General features: G+C 65.6%; 14 protein-coding genes. 3 read left to right on the top strand and 11 right to left on the bottom strand.

Annotated elements, in window-relative coordinates; translation table 11 throughout:
* Positions 1-604, top strand: a 604-nt coding sequence (locus tag BLT16_RS02085) for an electron transfer flavoprotein subunit alpha/FixB family protein (protein ID WP_218124386.1), incomplete at its 5' end; no start/stop codon positions are given.
* Positions 605-662: 58 nt separating this feature from the next.
* Here the strand turns inward: BLT16_RS02085 and BLT16_RS02080 are convergent.
* The 6 genes from BLT16_RS02080 to BLT16_RS02055 form a co-directional block, all read right to left on the bottom strand.
* On the bottom strand, positions 663-1,796 hold the full coding sequence (locus tag BLT16_RS02080) for an acyl-CoA dehydrogenase family protein (protein ID WP_089656845.1): 1,134 nt from the start codon (positions 1,794-1,796) through the stop codon (positions 663-665).
* A gap of 9 nt (positions 1,797-1,805) precedes the next feature.
* Positions 1,806-3,002 (bottom strand): acyl-CoA dehydrogenase family protein, encoded by a 1,197-nt coding sequence (locus tag BLT16_RS02075; RefSeq protein ID WP_089656844.1) that lies wholly within the window; start codon positions 3,000-3,002, stop codon positions 1,806-1,808.
* Positions 2,999-4,438 carry an enoyl-CoA hydratase/isomerase family protein gene (locus BLT16_RS02070; protein WP_089656843.1) on the bottom strand — a complete coding sequence of 480 codons (1,440 nt, stop codon included), beginning with the start codon at positions 4,436-4,438 and terminating at the stop codon, positions 2,999-3,001. The genes BLT16_RS02075 and BLT16_RS02070 overlap by 4 nt, the downstream gene beginning before the upstream one ends.
* A gap of 55 nt (positions 4,439-4,493) precedes the next feature.
* Positions 4,494-6,515 carry a TRAP transporter permease gene (locus BLT16_RS02065; protein ID WP_089656842.1) on the bottom strand — a complete coding sequence of 674 codons (2,022 nt, stop codon included), beginning with the start codon at positions 6,513-6,515 and terminating at the stop codon, positions 4,494-4,496.
* A 47-nt stretch (positions 6,516-6,562) separates the two neighbouring features.
* A complete protein-coding gene (locus tag BLT16_RS02060; protein WP_089656841.1) occupies positions 6,563-7,723 on the bottom strand; it encodes a TAXI family TRAP transporter solute-binding subunit in 1,161 nt (386 codons plus the stop codon).
* A 283-nt stretch (positions 7,724-8,006) separates the two neighbouring features.
* Positions 8,007-9,716, bottom strand: a complete 1,710-nt coding sequence (locus tag BLT16_RS02055) for a SulP family inorganic anion transporter (protein WP_089656840.1) — start codon at positions 9,714-9,716, stop codon at positions 8,007-8,009.
* A 141-nt stretch (positions 9,717-9,857) separates the two neighbouring features.
* Here BLT16_RS02055 and BLT16_RS02050 point away from each other — a divergent pair, with 141 nt between their 5' ends.
* On the top strand, positions 9,858-10,892 hold the full coding sequence (locus BLT16_RS02050) for a zinc-binding metallopeptidase family protein (RefSeq protein WP_089656839.1): 1,035 nt from the start codon (positions 9,858-9,860) through the stop codon (positions 10,890-10,892).
* Here the strand turns inward: BLT16_RS02050 and BLT16_RS02045 are convergent.
* The 5 genes from BLT16_RS02045 to BLT16_RS02025 are packed head-to-tail and all read right to left on the bottom strand — an operon-like array spanning position 10,889 to position 17,220.
* Positions 10,889-11,713 carry a FadR/GntR family transcriptional regulator gene (locus BLT16_RS02045; protein ID WP_089656838.1) on the bottom strand — a complete coding sequence of 275 codons (825 nt, stop codon included), beginning with the start codon at positions 11,711-11,713 and terminating at the stop codon, positions 10,889-10,891. The two genes, BLT16_RS02050 and BLT16_RS02045, sit on opposite strands and share 4 nt — an antisense overlap.
* Positions 11,710-12,729, bottom strand: coding sequence for an ABC transporter ATP-binding protein (locus BLT16_RS02040; protein ID WP_089656837.1), 1,020 nt, complete (start codon positions 12,727-12,729; stop codon positions 11,710-11,712). The genes BLT16_RS02045 and BLT16_RS02040 overlap by 4 nt, the downstream gene beginning before the upstream one ends.
* On the bottom strand, positions 12,722-14,638 hold the full coding sequence (locus BLT16_RS02035) for a dipeptide/oligopeptide/nickel ABC transporter permease/ATP-binding protein (protein WP_089656836.1): 1,917 nt from the start codon (positions 14,636-14,638) through the stop codon (positions 12,722-12,724). The genes BLT16_RS02040 and BLT16_RS02035 overlap by 8 nt, the downstream gene beginning before the upstream one ends.
* Positions 14,635-15,582, bottom strand: coding sequence for an ABC transporter permease (locus BLT16_RS02030; protein ID WP_089656835.1), 948 nt, complete (start codon positions 15,580-15,582; stop codon positions 14,635-14,637). Before BLT16_RS02030 ends, BLT16_RS02035 begins: the two co-directional genes overlap by 4 nt.
* Before the next feature lie 60 nt (positions 15,583-15,642).
* Entirely contained in the window at positions 15,643-17,220 is a 1,578-nt protein-coding gene (locus tag BLT16_RS02025; protein ID WP_089656834.1) for an ABC transporter substrate-binding protein, read from the bottom strand.
* Positions 17,221-17,485: 265 nt separating this feature from the next.
* On the opposite strand from BLT16_RS02025, the gene BLT16_RS02020 reads away from it, so the two are divergent.
* Positions 17,486-18,154, top strand: a complete 669-nt coding sequence (locus BLT16_RS02020) for a DUF1028 domain-containing protein (RefSeq protein WP_089656833.1) — start codon at positions 17,486-17,488, stop codon at positions 18,152-18,154.
* Positions 18,155-18,283 lie beyond the last annotated feature (129 nt).

Genomic DNA, 18,283 nt, shown 5'->3' with positions numbered 1-18,283 from the left:
CAGCCAGCTCTCCGAGATCATCGCCGTAGAGAGCGCCGACACCTTCCAGCGGCCGATCTACGCCGGCAACGCCATCGCCACGGTCAAGAGCGACGACCCGCTCAAGGTGATCAGCGTGCGCACCACCGCTTTCGACGCCGTCAGTACCACGGGTAGCGCCGCCATCGAAACCGTCGATCATGTCGCCGACAACGCCCAGTCGCGCTTCGTCACGGAAGCGCTTGCGCAGTCCGACCGTCCCGAGTTGGGCGGTGCCAAGATCGTCATCTCCGGCGGCCGCGGCATGGGCAACGGCGACAACTTCAAGCTGCTCGACGGCATCGCCGACAAGCTGGGGGCAGCGATTGGCGCCTCCAGGGCGGCGGTGGACGCCGGCTTCGTGCCCAACGACATGCAGGTCGGCCAGACCGGCAAGATCGTCGCGCCGGACCTGTATATCGCGGTGGGCATCTCGGGTGCCATCCAGCACCTGGCGGGGATGAAGGACTCCAAGGTGATCGTGGCGATCAACAAGGACGAGGAGGCGCCGATCTTCCAGGTTGCGGATTACGGTCTCGTTGGCGATTTGTTCGAGGTCCTGCCCGAGCTGGAGAGCAAGCTGTAAGGCAAGCGTTAGCGATAACCGCCAACGCAAAGGGCCCCTCGCGGGGCCCTTTGTCGTATCAGGCCGCGCTTAGGTGTTCGCTGACGTATTCGAGGTGGTAGTCACTGTCGCCGAGATAGTGGTCGAACATCACCAGATGCTTGGCGTAGTGGGACACCAGGCACTCCTCGGTCATGCCCATGGCGCCGTGCAGTTGGATGGCCTGCTCGGCGACGAAGCGCGCGGCCTCGCCGCAGTAGGCCTTGGCCGCGGCGATACGATAGTCGCGTTCTGGGGCAGGGCGGTCGAGGCTGGTGGCGGCCAGAATGGCCATGGAACGTGCCTGTTCGAGGTGCAGGTGCATGTCGACCATGCGGTGCTGCAGCGTCTGGAAGGTGGAGAGCGGCGTGCCAAACTGGCGGCGCTCCTTGAGGAAGGCGAGGGTCTGCTCGCAGCTGGACTGCATGGCGCCGACTGCCTGGGCGCACAGCGCCGCGATGCCGACAGCGAAGGTGGCATCCAGCGCTGCAGCGGCATTCTCACTGAGGCAGGCTTGCCCGTCCAGCGTCACGCTCTCCAGTATCAGGTCGCTGGCCGGTTGACCATCCATGGTGCGGTAGTCGCTGCGGGTCAGTCCCGGGGTGCCGGGGGGGATCAGGAAGATACCCAGGCGGTCCGCGTCGGGATGCTCGCCGGCGATACGGGCAGTCACCAGGATGGCGGCGGCGGCGTCTGCTCCCATTACCAGTTGCTTGCTTCCATCGAGGCGCCAGCCATTGCCATGACGCTGGGCGCTAGTGGCGATGGCATGAATATCGTAGCGGGCGCTGCTTTCCTGCCACGCCAGTGCAAGCTGGTGTTCCCCTTCGAGCAGGGGCGTTAGCCAGCGGGCGCGTTGGTCCGCGTCGGCAAGCCTGGCCAGCAGGTCGCCGGGAAGCAGTAGCCCGGCAAGGTAGGGTTCCGGTACCAGGCCGTGGCCCAGTGCCTGCATGGTGATCATCAGGTCGGTGCCGTCACCGCCCAGACCGCCGACGCTCTCGTCAAAGGGCATGTGCAGCAGGCCCAGCTCGGCGAAGGTGTGCCACAGGGGGGAGCACTGGCCGGCAGCCAGGTCGGGCTGGCTGGCGCGTCGTTCCGGCGCGGGCTGGTCGGCGACCAGCCGTTCCAGCGTCTCGGCGAGCATGCGCTGCTCGTCGCTATAGGAAAAGTCCATGCTGGCTCCTTACATGCCGAGGATCGTCTTGGCGACAATGCTCTTCTGTATTTCGTTGGAACCGCCGTAGATGGAAAGCTTGCGGCGGTTGAAGTACTGCGGGCTGGCGGCAGCCGCCTCAGCCATTTCGACATCGGCAAGCTCGGCGTCACCGTAAAGAAAATCCGGGAAGAAGGGCAGAGCCGCCGGCCCCAGTGCGCGGCGTGTCAGGTCGCTCAATTCCTGGCGTAGCTCCGAGCCACGCACCTTCAGCAGCGAGCTTTCGGCGCCGGGGACGCCGCCATCACGAGCGGCGGCGATGACCCGCAGATTGGTGACCTCGAGTGCCATCAGTTCGAGTTCCGCCTTGACCACGCGCTGACGGAAAATCGGCTGTTCCAGGAGTGGTTTGCCACGATGCTGAAGTCGCGACGCCAGTGCCTTGAGGTGGTGCAGCGCCTGCTTGGCATGCCCCAGACCGGCGATACCGGTCCGTTCATGGGTCAGCAGGAACTTGGCGCAGGTCCAGCCCTCGCCCTCGGCGCCGACGCGATTTGCCACCGGCACGCGGACGTCCTCGAGAAAGACCTCATTGACCTCATGGGCACCATCCAGGGTGATGAGCGGCCGCACGCTGACCCCCGGGGTCGCCATGTCGATCAGCAGGAAGCTGATACCGGCCTGCTTCTTGGCGTTGGGGTCGGTGCGGACCAGACAGAACATCATGTTGGCGTGCTGGCCCAGGGTGGTCCAGGTCTTCTGACCGTTGACCACGTAGTAGTCTCCGTCGCGCTCGGCGCGGGTGCGCAGGCTGGCCAGGTCGGAGCCGGCGCCAGGCTCGGAATAGCCTTGGCACCACCAGTCTCGGTTGTCGAGGATGCGCGGCAGATAGTGGCGCTGCTGCGTCTCGCTGCCGAATTTCATCAGTACCGGGGCCACCATGTTGACGCCGAACGGCACCACTGTCGGTGCGTGCGCGGCAGCGCACTCCTCGTCGAAGATATGACGCTGCACGGGGCTCCAGCCAGGACCACCGTGTGCCGCGGGCCAGTTGGCGCCAAGCCAGCCGTGTTCGCCGAGCAGGTTTTGCCAGTGGATATGGTCATCGGTGGTGAGGCGTCGACCCAGCCGCACGCGTTCACGAATGGCGGCGGGCAGGGAGGTCTCGAGGAAGTGGCGCACCTCCTGACGAAATGCCTGCTCCTCGGCGGTGAAAGTCAGGTTCATGAAACGATCTCCGAGGTGTCGGATAGCGCCAGGCTTGCCTGGCGATGAGGGCCGCCGAGGTGGCGGGGATAGCCCAGCGCCTCGATGGCGAGCAGGTCGATATCGCTGTGGCGATAGCTCCAGCCGCGATCGGCAAGGATGAGGCTGATGGCCTCCATGGCTGCATGGGGATCGCCGCTGCCGTCGCCTGCCGCGTCCGTAAGTGCGGCCAGCAGGCTACCGCGGTGGCTGACCACCACGCCCTGATGCAATCCCTTGAGCAGATTGGCGACGGCCTGCTGCTGCGTCGGTTCAGTGTCGAGTGAGACCAGCTCTGCCAGTGCCCCCCGGGCCGGTAGTACCAGGGCCAGCTCGGTGTCTAGCGTGTCGAGCTGGCTGGCCTGGGTATCTGCGATAAGCGCAATACGCAGGCACGCCTCGGGACAGTGAGTCGCCTCTGCTGCCGGAGCGATCAGGCAGGCCTGGGTCGAGGCATCCGCTGAGGCGGACAGGGTGACGCCGGTGCGCTCGGCGCTGCGCTCCAGCTGTTGAAACAGGGGATGCTGGCCGAGTAGTGCAACCCGGGTGATGGCCGTTGACTCATCTGCTCCGGGGACCTTGTGTGGGGTGCGGGCGGCAAAGAAGGCATGGATCAGTCCCGCCCGTTGGGGCGAGTCCATGCACGCCAGGAATAGCTCGCGTTCTCGGCGCAGGCCTGCGTTCAGGCTGATGTCGGTGCTGGCGGCAATCGCCTCAATGCAGCGGAACGGCGAATAGAGCGCCGGGTCCTCGGCCTCGAGCCTGGCGCGGTAGTCGGCAATGGCGTCGGGATTGGCGCTGGGCGCCGGCAGATTGCCTGTCACGCGAGGCGTGAAAGTGCCGGCGAGCATCTCCCGGACCACTGCCAGGCCGGCCTCTAGGGGGCTGTCGGTGTCGCTGAGGGTATCGATAATGCCCAGCGTCAGTGCCTCCTCGGCGCTGGCAAAGCGCCCGCTGGTAATCAGATCCAGCGCCGCCTCGACGCCGGTGAGCCGCGGCAGCCGCTGGGTGCCGCCGGCCCCGGGGAGCAAGCCGAGCTTGACCTCGGGCAGGCCTACCCGGGTGCCGGGCAGAGCGACGCGGAACTGGCAACCCAGCGCCACTTCGAGCCCGCCGCCCAGGGCGGTGCCGTGGAGTGCTACCACGAGGGGTTTGGCACTCGCCTCCAGGTGACAGATGACGTCGGTCAGCAGCGGTGGCTGGGGCGGTTTGCCAAACTCTCGAATGTCCGCACCGGCGATAAAGGTGCGGCCCTTGGCGACGACTAGCAGGGCGCGGGCCTGGTCGTCCTCGTTGCCACGTGTCACCGCATCGACCAGGCCTTGGCGCACTGCCTGGCCGAGGGCATTGACCGGCGGGTTGTCGATGCTGATGACGCCGACATCGTCATGCCGCTGGTAGGTCACCGGTGTCGTCATAGGTCATCACTCCCAGTGTCAGCCGTAAGGGGAATAGCGAAATGCATAGGGGCACTCATGGGTCGACGGTGGGCGGCATGGAGACCGCGCGTGGCTGGGCGTGGCGCTGGCTCCAGCGGGCCAGCAGCACCGCAGGTACCAGGGCGGCGAGGGCAAAGCCGAACAGTTCAACCTGGCTGAGCGGCACCATGCCACCGCCGGGCAAGGCGAACAGCAGGCCTGCCACCAGCACCAGCCCACGCACCACTATTTCGTAGAGGGCACCGACGCCGAGCCTGCCCACGCCGATCAGGTAGCCTTGCATGGCCGACGCGAACAGCACGATACCGACCAGTGCCTGGACGAACACCAGACCGATCTGCAGCGGCTCGCCCTGCATGATGAGGGCCGGGTTGAGCACGAACAGGAACGGGATAAAGTAGATCACGCTGCCCAGACGCATGGCCTGCAGGCCGGTCGCCATGGGTCGGGCGCCCGCGACTGTTGCGGCGGCGAAGGCGCCCAGCGCCACCGGCGGCGTGATGAAACTCAGCATGCCCCAGTAGAGGATGAACATGTGCACGGCCATGGGATCGAGCCCACCGCCCTGGATCAGGGCCGGCGCCAGTGCCACCGCGAGGAAGATATAGGCCGCGGTGACGGTCATGCCAATGCCGAGCACGAAGCTGGTCAGCGCGCCCATGATCAGCAGTAGCGGCACACTGCCGCCGGCAATATGGATGAAATCATTGGCGATGGTGCCTGAGAGGCCGGTCATCGACAGTGCGCCGACCAGCATGCCGACGCCGGCCAGGATCGCGATCAGTTCGGCAAACAGCTTGGCAGCTGAGGAGAGTGTCTCGCCTAGTTCCTTGAAGCCCCAGCGGTTGTGGCGGGAGAACTGGTTGAGCACCAGCAGCAGCGCTGTGGCGTAGAAGGGGGCCACTGCTTCACGCTGCATCACCAGCAGCATCCACACGAGCAGCGCAAAGACGAAGATGAAGTACCAGCCTTCCTTGAGTGTCTGCCACAGCGAGGGCAGTTCCACGACTGGAAGCCCCTTGATGTCATGACGCGCGGCATAGGCGTCAATCTGGATGAACAGGCCGAGAAAATAGAGGACCGAGGGGATGACGGCAGCCAGCGCCACGGCCGAGTAGGGCACGTCGAGAAACATCGCCATGACGAAGGCCGTGGCACCCATCACCGGGGGCATCAGTACACCGCCGGTAGAGGCACAGGCTTCGACGCCGCCGGAAAAGGAGCGGCCCATGCCGATACGTCGCATGGCGGGAATTGACAGCACGCCGGTGGTCAGCACGTTGCTGATCACGCTGCCACTCATCGAGCCCATCAGACCGCTGGAGAAGATCGATACCTTGGCGGGCCCGCCGCGGACGTGGCCAAGCAGGGCAAAGGCAAGGTTGATGAAGAACTTGCCGCCGCCGCTCTTCTGCAGCACTACGCCAAACACCAGGAAGCCTATCACCAGGCCGGCAAAGGCCTGCAGCGGCACCCCCATGATGCTCTCGGTGCTCATGGTGTGGTACATGGCGGTTTCTTCCAGCGACGACGGAAAGGCCTGAATCGGCCCCGGCACGATATCCGCCACCAGCGGGTAGAGCGAGAAACAGCTGACGATGATCGCGATTGGCCAGCCCCCGGCACGGCGAGCGGCTTCAATGATCAGCAGCCAGTAGGCGTAGCTGGCGACGACTGCCGTATCCGGAGCGGCAAAGGCCCAGCCGCGCTGAAGGATCGAGTCGGCGTAATAGACGAAGTAACCGCCCACCACCAGTGTGATGGCGCTGAGCAGATAGTCGTACCAGGGAACAGGTCGCTCCTGTGCAGCGGCGCTGATCGGCCATAGCAGGTAGACCAGTGGCAGCAGCAGGGCCACCACGGCGTAGTAAAACTGGGTTTCCAGGCCGGTGACGACAGTCAGCCAGCCAATGTTGAACAGGTAGTCCAGCGTCATCAGCATCAGCACGGTGGTGATGGCACCGGGCAGCCAGCGGATGGGCTTTGGCAGCGTGCGGATCTGAGTGATCTTTTCCTTGGCCTGCTGGGGGCTGGCGGGGGGCGTAGCTGTGGTCATGGCGGCGTCCGTGAAGCAAATGGGGCGGTGTGCACCGCCCCGTGTGATCACTCGAAGATCGGCTCGAAACCGGCATCATCCAGCGCGGCGGCTCTGGCTTGCATCCAGGCATCGGTGAAGTCGTCCTCATCGCTTGGAGCATCACCGATGAAGTCATCCCAGGCCTGCTTCAGCAGCGTTTGACGTTCGACCAGCTGTTCCTGATGGGCTTGCATCTCGTCGGTCCAGACATCGATGTCGCGGTAGTACTCGACGACCGCATCGTGGAAGGGCACCACCCATTCCAGGTCCTGGTACTCGAGCGCATAGCCCACGGCCCCGGGAGCGTTGTCCTTGTAGTCGTCGTAATTGTTCTGGAGCGCCTTGATCAGGCTGTAGGCGACGGTGTCGTCGAGGTCTTGGTTGGCGACCACGATCGGGTAGGGGTAGCTGGCACTGGCCACCGGATTGTCTTCGCTGACGCCCCCCGCGCCCGCGGTGACTTCATGGGGGCGGAAGTAAGGTGCGACGGCCATCATGCGCGCCCAGCCGGCTTCGTCATCAGGGTCGAGTACCGGCCAGCTGATGCCACGCGGGCTGCTGGCCAGCTGCTGAGCCGGAGGGGTGACGGTAGTGGTGAACGACGCATCGACATCACCGGCGATAATGCCATCGAACGAGCGGCTGTAGCCGGGGAAGTCGACGCGCTCTACGTCATCCCAGGTCAGGCCTCCGAAAGCGAGGTAGGCCTCGGTGCCCTTGTTGAGTGCATCGTCACCGCGGATATAGGCAACGCGCTTGCCGGCCAGGTCGGCGGGGGTTTCCACGTCGAGGTCGCCGGCAACGGCCAGGGAAAGGCCAAACGATGCCGTCGAGGTGGTGATTACCCGCAGCGGCTGGGGCCCCCAGTCGCGGTCGGCAAACATCATCACGCCTTCGGCGCCGTAGTAGCTGGCAATGCCGCAGGCGCACAGGTCGACACGACCCTGCTTGAGCGGCGTCATGCGCGAGACGTCGTTGTCGCCGGGCAGGATCCGCACCGATGAGCCGTGTTGGGACTGCAGCATATTGCCTATCGCAACGGCTTGGGCATAGCCGCTGGAGTTGGTGCCGTAGGCGGTCCAGGCCATGGTGCTGGGAAGATTGATCTCACTCGACTGCGCCACGGCGCTGGCCAGTAGCGTGAGAGGAAGAGTGGCGACAGCAAGTCGGCGAGTGATCTGGCGCATGCGAGGCTCCTCGTGAGCTTTCCGGGATTGTTGGTGTTGTTCTGTTATGCGTATTCTGCTCTGCGGTACTGTGTTTCGAAAACTGATTTCGATAGTAGGGAAGCTGCCCGGTGGGTGTCAAACGGCCGGGCGAAATGGCTGGCGACGGAATATGCTGGGAACTACCGAGCAACTCTATGATTTCAGGAGGCTAACTGCCTGGAGGGGGGAGATGGACGGCAGGCATGGCAGTAGCGTTTAGACGAATGTCTAGTGCGATAGCGCGAGAGCAACCCGCCAGCGATCAGGCGGGCTTGCTGAGCTCACTCCAGGCGGCATAGGTACTCAGGAAGACGCGGCCGGTGATCTCATCGAGGAAGTGGCTGCGATTGAGCTGGTCCATGACCGGCCCCTTGACCTCCGCCAGGTGCAGGGTGACGTTGGAGTCCTTGAGGCGGGCGTTGATGGCGTCGAGGCTCTCCAGCGCCGAGGCGTCGATCAGATTGACCGCCGAGCAGATCAGCACTACGTGCTCCAGCTCTGGGCGACTGGCGACCAGGTCGTAGACGGTGTCCTCGAGGTAGCGGGCGTTGGCGAAGTAGAGGCTCTCGTCGATGCGCAGCAGGGCGAGGTGGCTGGCGGTCTCCACTTCGTGACGGGTCAGGTTGCGGAAGTGCTCGGTGCCAGGTACTCGGCCGACCAGGGCGCTGTGGGGGCGGCTGGTACGATACAGGAATAGGCCGATGGAAAGCGCGACACCGGCGATGATGCCGGCTTCCACGCCTTCGACCAGCGTCAACAGAATGGTTACCGCCATGGCTGCGAAGTCACTGCGTGAGTAGTGCCAGGTCTGGCGCAGCATGTCGATATCCACCAGGGTCAGGATCGAGACCGTGATGGTCGCCGCCAGCGTTGCGATCGGCAGGTAGTAGAGCAGCGAGGTCATCGACAGCGTGACCAGGGCGATGCCCAGCGCGGCGAAGGCACCGGCGGCGGGGGTCTGGGCGCCGGCATCGAAGTTGATCACGGTGCGTGACAGTCCGCCGGTGACCGGCATGCCGCCGCTGAGGCCGGCGGCGACGTTGGCACCGCCAAGGCCAATCAGCTCCTGATTGGGTGAAATCCGCTGCCGCCGCTTGGCGGCGAGCATCTGGCCCATCGAGATCGACTCGACGAAGCCCACCAGGCTGATCAGCAGTGCGGGGATCAACAGCGCGCGCCACAGCGACAGTTCGCTGACCGGCAGCGTCAGCGGCGGCAGCCCTTGGGGAATGGCACCGACCACCGCCACGCCGCCTGCCGCCAGGTCCCAGTGCCAGGTGGCCAGGGTGGTGGCGATGACCGCGAATACCGGACCGGCCTTGGCCAGCAAGTCGGCGATCCCGGCAGCGAGCCCTAGTCGGCGTAGGGTATCGCGCCCGTAGCGGCGCATCAGGATCAGGAACGTCAGGGTGCCCAGGCCGATCACCAGGGTGGGCAGGTGGATGGCGCCGAGATTGGGGATCAGGGTGACAAGGCGTTCGAGCAGGGTGAAGCCGCTGCTCTCGATGCCCAGCATGCTGCCCGTCTGGCTGGCGGCGATCAGGATCCCGGAAGCAGTGAGAAAGCCCGAAATCACTGGGTGGCTGAGAAAGTTGGTGAAGAAGCCCAGCTTCATCAGTCCCATGGCGGCGAGCATGCCGCCCGACAGCAGCGACAGCACCAGCGCTGCCTGCAGGTATTCCAGGCTGCCCGGGCTTGCCACCGCCGACAGGGCGGCACCGGTCATCAGTGCGATAATCGCCACCGGGCCAACCGCGAGGGTACGGCTGGTACCGAACAGGCAGTACACCAACTGCGGCAGAATACTGGCGTAGAGCCCCACCACCGCCGGCAGGCCGGCGAGAATGGCATAGGCCAGCGATTGCGGAATCACCATCACGGTGACGATGATGCCGGCCAGCAGGTCGGCACCGAAAAGACGGCGATGGTAGTGGGGCAGCCAGGCGAATATCGGCAGGTAGCGCTTGAGCATTAAGGCCCCGTGTCGGCAGGCGATATGGCATTGATTCTTTTGATAAGCACCAAAGGTTACCGGAAATTAGCCGCGATGTTGACCGATAAGCGACGGCAAGGAGGTAACATGCGGCATTCAGGATCTGGATGCGAGACGACCATGTCACTTGATGCCGACTACCTCGAAGAGCAGCTTTTGGTGCTGCTGGGAATACCCTCGCCGTCACTGCATACCGCCGACATTGCCGACCATCTGGCGGCGGAGCTGGTGCGACTGGGCCTGGTGACCCGGCGTACCGTGCGTGGCGATCTGCTTGCCGAGGCGCCGGGCGCCATGCCGCGGCGGGCGATCACCGCGCATATGGATACCCTCGGCGCGATGGTGGTGCGACTCAAGGACAACGGCCGGCTGGCGGTGCGACCGATCGGCTCATGGAATGCACGCTTCGCCGACGGCGCGCGGGTCAAGTTGCACGGCGAGTCGGGAGCGGTACTGGCGGAGGGAACACTGCTGCCGACCAAGGCCTCTGGACACGTGTATAACGAGGCGGTCGACCGGCTGCCGGCGGACTGGGCGCATATCGAGCTGCGCCTGGATCTGGTCGAGACCTCGCCGGCAACGCTACGCGAGCAGGGCATCGAGGTGGGGGCGTTGGTCAGCGTTGATAGCCAGCCCCGTGTCACCGACAGCGGCTTTATCAATGCGCGGCACCTCGACAACAAGGCGGCCATCGCCTGTTTGCTGGCGGCGCTTCGCGCGGGTGGCCTGCCGCAGGATGTGCGCCTGGTATTCTCCTGTGCCGAGGAGCTGGGCGTGGGCATCAGCCAGGTGATGTTCGATGGCGTCGAGGAGGTGCTCAACCTGGATATCGCCGCCCAGGGCGAAGGCCAGAACGTCTGCCATGATGGCGTGACGATTGCGATGCTCGACTCGCTGGGCCCCCTGCATCCCGTTGCCACCCGGCGACTGATAGCGCTGTGCCGCCAGCACCAGATTCCCTTCACCCGCGACTGCTTTCCCTACTACTACTGCGACGGCGACGCTGCCGCCAAGGCCGGTCTCGACGTACGCAATGCGCTGGCCTGCTTCGGTGCCGATGCCTCTCACGGCTGGGAGCGGGTGCATCGCGACTCGCTGCTGGCGCTGAGTCGACTGGTAAGTGCCTGGTTGCCGACATCGGACTCGGGCAGCTAGGTGCCGGGCGTGGATTTGCCCGGCCAGTGCCCCTGCAGGGCCAGATACTCGCGGCTGGGTGGGCTGGCCGCGCCGCCGGCCTTGAAGAAGGTCTTCTCCAGCATCGCCTCACGCGCTTCCATCAGTGACTGAGCGTCGCGCATGTGGTCGGCCATGACCCGGCTCGCTCGTTCGGCATCGCCATCGCGCAGCGCCGCGATCAGCTGCTGCTGATAACCGTGACCGCGCTGGCGCAGCTCCGGGTAGGGATGCTGGTAGATGCGCTGGCAGACGGTGTGATTCATCAACAGTCGAATCGGATAGCGGCACATCAGTGCCAGCAGCGGGTTGGGGCAGTGTTCTACCAGCAGTAGGTGAAACTCGAGCTCCTTGTGGCGCTGGGTGCGCTCCTCGTCGAGGGTGGCCGGGGGATGGTCGTAATAGGCCATAACGGCCTCCAGGCCGGCGAAGGCCTCGGCGTCGAGCAGCCCCGTGATGCTGGCCACCAGCGCCGGCTCCAGCTGCTTGCGCACCTCGTAGATATCGTGGATGGTCGGCGGGCGAAAGAAGAAGTAGTTGCCGAGCAGCTCCATGCTGCGGTCGGCGCTGACCTCGGCGATAAAGGCGCCGCCCTTGGGCCCGGTACGCGTCTGGATCAGGCCCTGGGACTCGAGGGCGCGCAATGCCTCGCGAATGGTGCCCTTGGACGCACCCAGGGCATCGATCAGGTGCTGCTCCTGGGGCAGCCGATCCCCGGGGATCAGGCCCTGCTCGGCGATATAGTCCTTGAGCGCCTCGGCGATGACCTCGGTGCGCTTGCGGCGCGGCGATGACGTGCTCATGAGGCTCCCGGGGTGGCGGTGGTCGAGGCGCTAGCCTGCCACGCCCCTCGCTCGGGGTACAGGCACGCCGCGCGATGACCGCCGCCGCTGAGTGCCTCGAGAGGCGGTGGTGCCTGGCGGCAGGCATCGCGGGCCTTGGGGCAGCGCGGCGCAAAGGCGCAGCCGGGCGGTGGGTCGAGGGGATCAGGCAGCTCGGCGGCCGTGGATTCGGCGGTGATCGGCGGCCCGCCGGGCACCGGTGCGCTGCTCAGCAGCAGCCGGGTGTAGGGATGCGCCGGCTGGCTGAACAGACGGCGTGCCGGGGCTTCTTCCACCACCCGTCCAAAATACATCACCGCGATGCGCTGGCTGATGGTCTCGACCACCGACAGGTCGTGACTGATGAACAGGTAGGTGAGGTCGAATTCGGCCTTTAGCCGGCGCAGCAGCTTGAGGACCTGGGCCTGGACCGAGACATCCAGCGCCGACACTGGTTCGTCGAGTACCAGCACGTCGGGTTCGGCGGCCAGTGCCCGGGCGATGCCGATGCGCTGGGCCTGACCGCCGGAGAACTCGTGGGGATAGCGGCTCACGAACTCCGGGCGCAAATTGACCACCTCGAGCAGCTCAGCAATACGCGCGTCGAGGGCCCGTCCGGACAGGCCGCGCAGGTGCTTGAGGGGCGCGGCCAGGATATCGCGGATGCGCATGCGCGGGTTGAGCGAGCTAAGCGGGTCCTGAAAGACGTACTGGATGCGCCGCGACAGCGCGTGGCGGTCGAGGCGGCGCATGGCTTGCAGGTCCTCGCCGGCAAACCGAATCTCACCGCCACTGGGGGTGTCGAGTCCGACCAGCATGCGCGCCAGGGTCGACTTGCCGCAGCCGGACTCGCCGACGATACCCAGGGTTTCGCCACGTGCCACCTGCAGATCGACACGCTGTACGGCATGCACCCCGGGCTTGGGGATGCCCAGCAGGCTGCGGCCGCCGCCGAAGGTGCGGGTCAGGCCGGTGATATCGAGCAGCGGTTCAGGCATGGGCAGCTCCGGTCGTCGTGCGGTTGGCCAGCGGCTTGATGCAGCGCACCTGACGCTCGCCGTCGCTGGCGATCAGCGCGATCTCACCTTCACGGCAGCGCGGCTCCACCAGGTCACAGCGATCGGCGAAAGCACAGCCGGACGGCAAGGCGTTGGCGGCCGGCGGTAGACCGGGGATTGCCGCCGGCTCGTGGTCGGGGTCGCCGAGGCGCGGCACGCAGTCGATCAGCCGCCGCGTATAGGGGTGGCGTGGATTGGCCAGCAGCTCCTGAGTGGGACCCACCTCGACGATGCGTCCGGCGTACATGACCGCCACCCGATCGCACACCTGGGATACCACCCCGAAGTCGTGGGTGATGAACAGCACGGAGGTGCCTTGCGCCTCGCGCAGGCGCTTGAGCAGGGTGAGGATCTGCGCCTGGACCGTGACGTCCAGCGCGGTGGTCGGTTCATCGGCGATGATCAACTGCGGGTCGTTGGCCAGCGCCATGGCGATCCCGACCCGCTGGCGCATGCCGCCGGACAGCTCGTGGGGGTACTGCGAGGCGCGACGCTCGGGGTTAGGGATACGTACCTGGCCGAGCAGCTCAACGGCACGCTGATGGGCAGCCTGGCGCGATAGTGGCTGGTGGGTGCGAAGCGCCTCGATCAGCTGATCACCGACCTTGATCAGCGGGTGCAGAGTGGAGAGCGGGTCCTGGAACACATAGGCCACCTGGTTGCCGCGCACCCTGCGCAGCTCACGGATGCCGAGGTCGAGCAGATCGCGGCCCTGGAAGTGGACGTGACCGCCGCTGATCACGCCCGGCGGCGAGGCGACAAGGCCCAGCAGCGAGAGCGCGGTGACCGACTTGCCGGAGCCCGACTCGCCGACCAGCCCCAGGCACTCGTTGGGCTTGAGGCTGAAGCTCACCCCGTTGACCGCGCGGTAGGTCTCGCGACCGACCTCAAAGTCAGTATGCAGGTCGTCGACCTCGAGCAGCGCTGATGCCTGGCCAGGAACGCGCACGACATCATCGACCTTGACATGTTGCCGGCGACGCAGACGAGTCATGGGTGCCGGGCGCGACAACGCACCGGATTTGAGGCGCGGGTCGAGGGCATCGCGTACCCCGTCGCCGAGCAGGTTGATGCTCATCACCAGCAGGAAGATCGCCAACCCCGGTAGAGTCGCCACGTGGGGGGCGTTGATGATCATCCGCCGGCCTTCGCCGAGCATCGAACCGAGGTCGGCCTGTGGCGGCTGGGCGCCGAGGCCGAGGAAACTCAGTCCGGCGGTTTCGAGGATCATCCAGCCGACGGTCGTCGACAGGGTGATGACGATCACCGGTAGCACGTTGGGCAGTATCTCGCTGACCAGAATGCGCAGGTCGCCCTTGCCTGACAGCCGCGCGGCGTCGACGAACTCGCGATGGGCGATGCTCACCGTGGCGCCGCGGATATTACGCGCGAAGAACGGAATATTGACGATAGCAATGGCGTAGAGCGCATTCATCAGCCCGGGCCCCAGCACGGCGACGATGGCCAAAGCCAGCAGGATGTAGGGAAATGCCATCAGCATGTCGATGCCGCGCATCAGGGTGTTATCGGTACGTCCGCCGAAGTAGCCTGCCACTAGCCCGATCGTCGAGCCGATCAAGGCAGCCACCAGCGAGGCGGCGATGCCCACTGCAAGGCTGACCCGCAGGCCCCACAGCAGGCGCGAGAGGATGTCGCGGCCCAGCTGATCGGTGCCCAGCCAGTGACCGTCGGAGAGTGGCGGCTGGAGACGATTGGCGGGATTGGTGGCGTTGGGCTCGAGCAGCGGCAGCAGCGGCGTGATCAGGGCCAGCAGCACCAGCGCCAGAAGCAGGATGCCGCCGAAGGCCGCCAGGCGGTTGCGCGCCAGCAGTTTGAGGAATGCCATCATGCCTTGATCCTCGGGTCGAGCCAGTACTGCAGCAGGTCGGCGCACAGATTGAACAGCACATAGCTGGCGGCCACCACCAGCACGCCGCCCTGCACCAGCAGAATGTCGCGAGTGGAGATGGCGTTGACCAGCATGCGGCCGATGCCCGGCCACTGGAACACCGTCTCGATATACACGGCACCGCCGATCACGAAGCCGGCCTGCACGCCGATCACCGGGATCAGGTTGACCAGCGCGACCTTGAAGGCGTGGCCGAGGATCACGCGATTCTCGTCCAGGCCCTTGGCGCGGGCGGTGCGAATATAGTCCTGACGCAGCACCTCGAGCATGTTGGAGCGGGTCAGACGTGCGATCACCCCGGCGGCGACGACCGCCAGGGCGATGGCCGGCAGCACCAGGTGGCGCAGCAGGTCGGGCAGGTCGCCGCCGCCGTAGATCGAATACATGCCGCTGACCGGCAACCAGCGCAGTTCCACGGCGAACAGCAGGATCATCAGCATGCCGAGCCAGAAGGCCGGCACCGAGATACCGATCAGCACCAGCAGGGTGATGATGCGGTCGGCCCAGCCGTACTGGCGTACCGCCGAGACGATGCCGGCGGCCGCGCCGATTACCACGCACAGTGCAAGCGAGGTACCGGCCAGGATCAGGGTGGCGCCGAAACGCTCCAGCACCTCGTCGAGCACCGGTCGGTTGAGGTGATAGGAGCGCCCAAAGTCGCCCTGCAGAATATTGGTCAGCCACACCCAGTATTGCTGCGGCAGGCTGAGATCGAGGCCGAGATCGGCGCGCAGCCGCGCCAGGTTCTCCGGCGTGGCGTAGGAGCCGAGGATGGCCAGCGCCGGATCACCGGGAATCAGCGACATGATCAGAAACACGATCACCGTCAGCCCCAGCAGCACCGGCACCGTCATCAGCAGGCGGCGCAGCACATAGAGATGCATGTCATGACTCCGCTTGGTGTGGACCTTCGGGCAGGCAAGCCCGCCCGGGGCACGGCGTGCTTACGGCTTGCTGACCTCGTGCAGCAACAGGAAGAACGACGGCTGCAGGCGGAAGTTCTCGACTGCAGCACTCGACACGGCGTTCTGCTTCCAGTTGGCGACGAAGGCCCAGGGAGCATCCTCGTGGACGATGGCCTGCATCTCCTTGTAGAGCTTCGCCCGCTCGTCCTGGTCGACGCTGCGCCGGGCCCGCTCGAGCAGTTCATCGACCTCCGGGTTGCTGTAGTAGCCGGAGTTGAAGCCGCCCTGGTCAGGCATGGCGTCGCTGCGCAGGGCCAGGAACGGCAGGGTGTCCGGATCATTGGTCATCCACGCCATCTGGGCCATGTCGGCCTTGCCTTCCAGGCCGGGATTGACCTCGCCAAGGAAGGTGTTCCACTCGTAGGTCTCGATGCTGACATCGAGCCCCACGTCGGCCAGATCGGCCTGGATCGCCGAGCCCATGGGAATCGGGTCGAGCATGCCCGAGCCGCCCTCGGTGACGTAGAAGGTCAGTTCGGCGCCCTCGTGGCCGGCCTCGGCGATCAGTTCGCGGGCACGGTCCGGATCATAGGGGTAGGGTTCCAGCTCCTCGTTATAGGCCCACTCGAAGGCCGGCGGAATCGGTCCGGCGGCCACCGTGGCGGTCCCTTCGAGAATATTATCGACCAGCGACTCCTTGTCGATGGCGTAGTTGATCGCCTGGCGCATGCGCTGGTCGGCGAAGGGGCCTTCCCTGGTATTGAGGATCAAGAACCACAGGTGAGGGCCGGCCTGCTCGGAGACCGCGTACATCGGGTCCTCGGCGAACTGGGCGACGTTGTCCGGCGGCACTTCGACCATCAGGTCGATACCGCCGGCCATCATCTCGGCGACCCGGGTGTTGGCGTCGGTGATTGGCCGGAATACCACGGCCTCCAGCGCGGGCGCGCCGTCCCAGTAGTCGGGGTTGGCGCTGGCGATGACGCGGCTATTGCTCTGCCACTCCTCGAACTGGAAGGCGCCGGTGCCGGACGGGTTGCGGCCGAAGTCATCACCGTGCTCCTGCACTGCCGCTGGCGAGACGATCAGGCCGGTGGGGTAGGCGAGGTTGGAGAGGAAGGGCGCATAGGGTTCGTCGAGGGTGAAGGTGACCTCGTGCTCGCCGCTCGCCTCGACGCTGTCGATGGACTCGAAGAAGAACGCCAGCGGGAACGGGCCGGTATCGTGGTAGGGATGCGCCTCGTCGAGCATGCGCTCGAAGTGGAACACCACAGCCTCGGCGTCGAAGGCGCTGCCGTCGTGGAACCTGACGTCGTCGCGCAGGGTGAAGGTGTAGACGGTACCGTCGTCGCTGATCTGCCACTCGCTGGCCAGCGCCGGCTCGACCTCGAGGGTGCCGTCGGCGTAGCGCACCAGGCCGTCGTACATGTTCATCATGATGCGGAAGTCGTTGACCGCGGTAACCTGGGCCGGGTCCAGGGACTGCGGTTCAGCGATCTGTCCGACCACCAGCACGTTGGGGGGCGTCTGGGCGGCGAGCGGTGCGCTCAAGCCGGCCACGGCCAGCGCCAGGGCCGATAGCCCGAGGCCCTTGGGCAATGCGAGGGAGCGAATCATCTTGCCTCTCCTGATGTTGTTGACGTTGTCGTGAGTGAGCACAAGCGGCTACGCTGTAGGAGTTCTTGTATTTATCATGATAAATCTCTCCCATTAGGTATGGCATAGGCGAGAATTTGATGCAAGTCGCCGGTCGTGGCAGGTAGAGCATGCAAGTTAGCTGGGCGCGGGGTGCGCTGTCGTTGGCACATAGCGAGCAGCGATGCTCGGGACTGAGCCGTCGGCAGGCAACGTTGAGGCCCATTAGTGGGGTAAGGGGAAGGCAGTGACCTACAGCATCATCGGATATGACCCGAACGGCGGCGCCCACGGCATCGCCTGTGCCACCGGCGGGCCGGCGCTCGGCGCCTTCGTGCCGCACCTTCGCCCCGGGGTCGGTGCAGCGATCACCCAGGGGTTCAGCACCAATGTACTGGCCGCCGAACAGGGCCTCGAGGCACTCGCAGATGGCACACCGGTAGGCGAGGTAGCCGCGGCGCTTCAGCAAGATGACGGGGGGGCCGCCTGGCGGCAGATCGTGCTGATGGATGCCGCGGGGCGCAGCGCCGGCTGGACCGGTGAGCATAACGTGCCGGTGGTCGCGCTGCTGCGCGAGCCGGGGGTGGTGGTGGCGGGCAATATGCTGGTTAGCGATAGGGTCGCCACGCTGATGCTGGAGGCGTACCAGCGAGCCCGAGCGGAGAGTGGTGATCTGGCAGGCTCGCTGCTGGCCGCGCTGAATGCCGGCAGCGAGGCCGGCGGCGATGCCCGCGGCACGCGTTCGGCGGCCCTCAAGGTACGCAGGCCGGGGGGACTGCCGTTGGACCTGCGCATCGATGACGCCATGAACGCCGTGGTCGAGTTGCTGGCGCTCAAGGGGCGTGTCGATAATGACCGTGCCTATCAGCAATTCTTGATGCGCTTGCCGACGGCCGAGGATCCGCACCGACACTAGGGGTGACATGGCCAAAGCAGCTGTGCCTGACTGCGGCTTAGCAAAAATCCGCGTAAGCCCTCGCCCACTCAGGCGGGAATACAAGCGGGCAGTGCGATAGCACTGCTGGGTTTGCGGTATGGGGCCTGG

Source organism: Franzmannia pantelleriensis (genome assembly GCF_900102875.1).
In the GTDB taxonomy this organism is placed as follows: Bacteria; Pseudomonadota; Gammaproteobacteria; order Pseudomonadales; family Halomonadaceae; genus Franzmannia; species Franzmannia pantelleriensis.
This window is presented reverse-complemented; position numbering and strand designations above follow the sequence as displayed.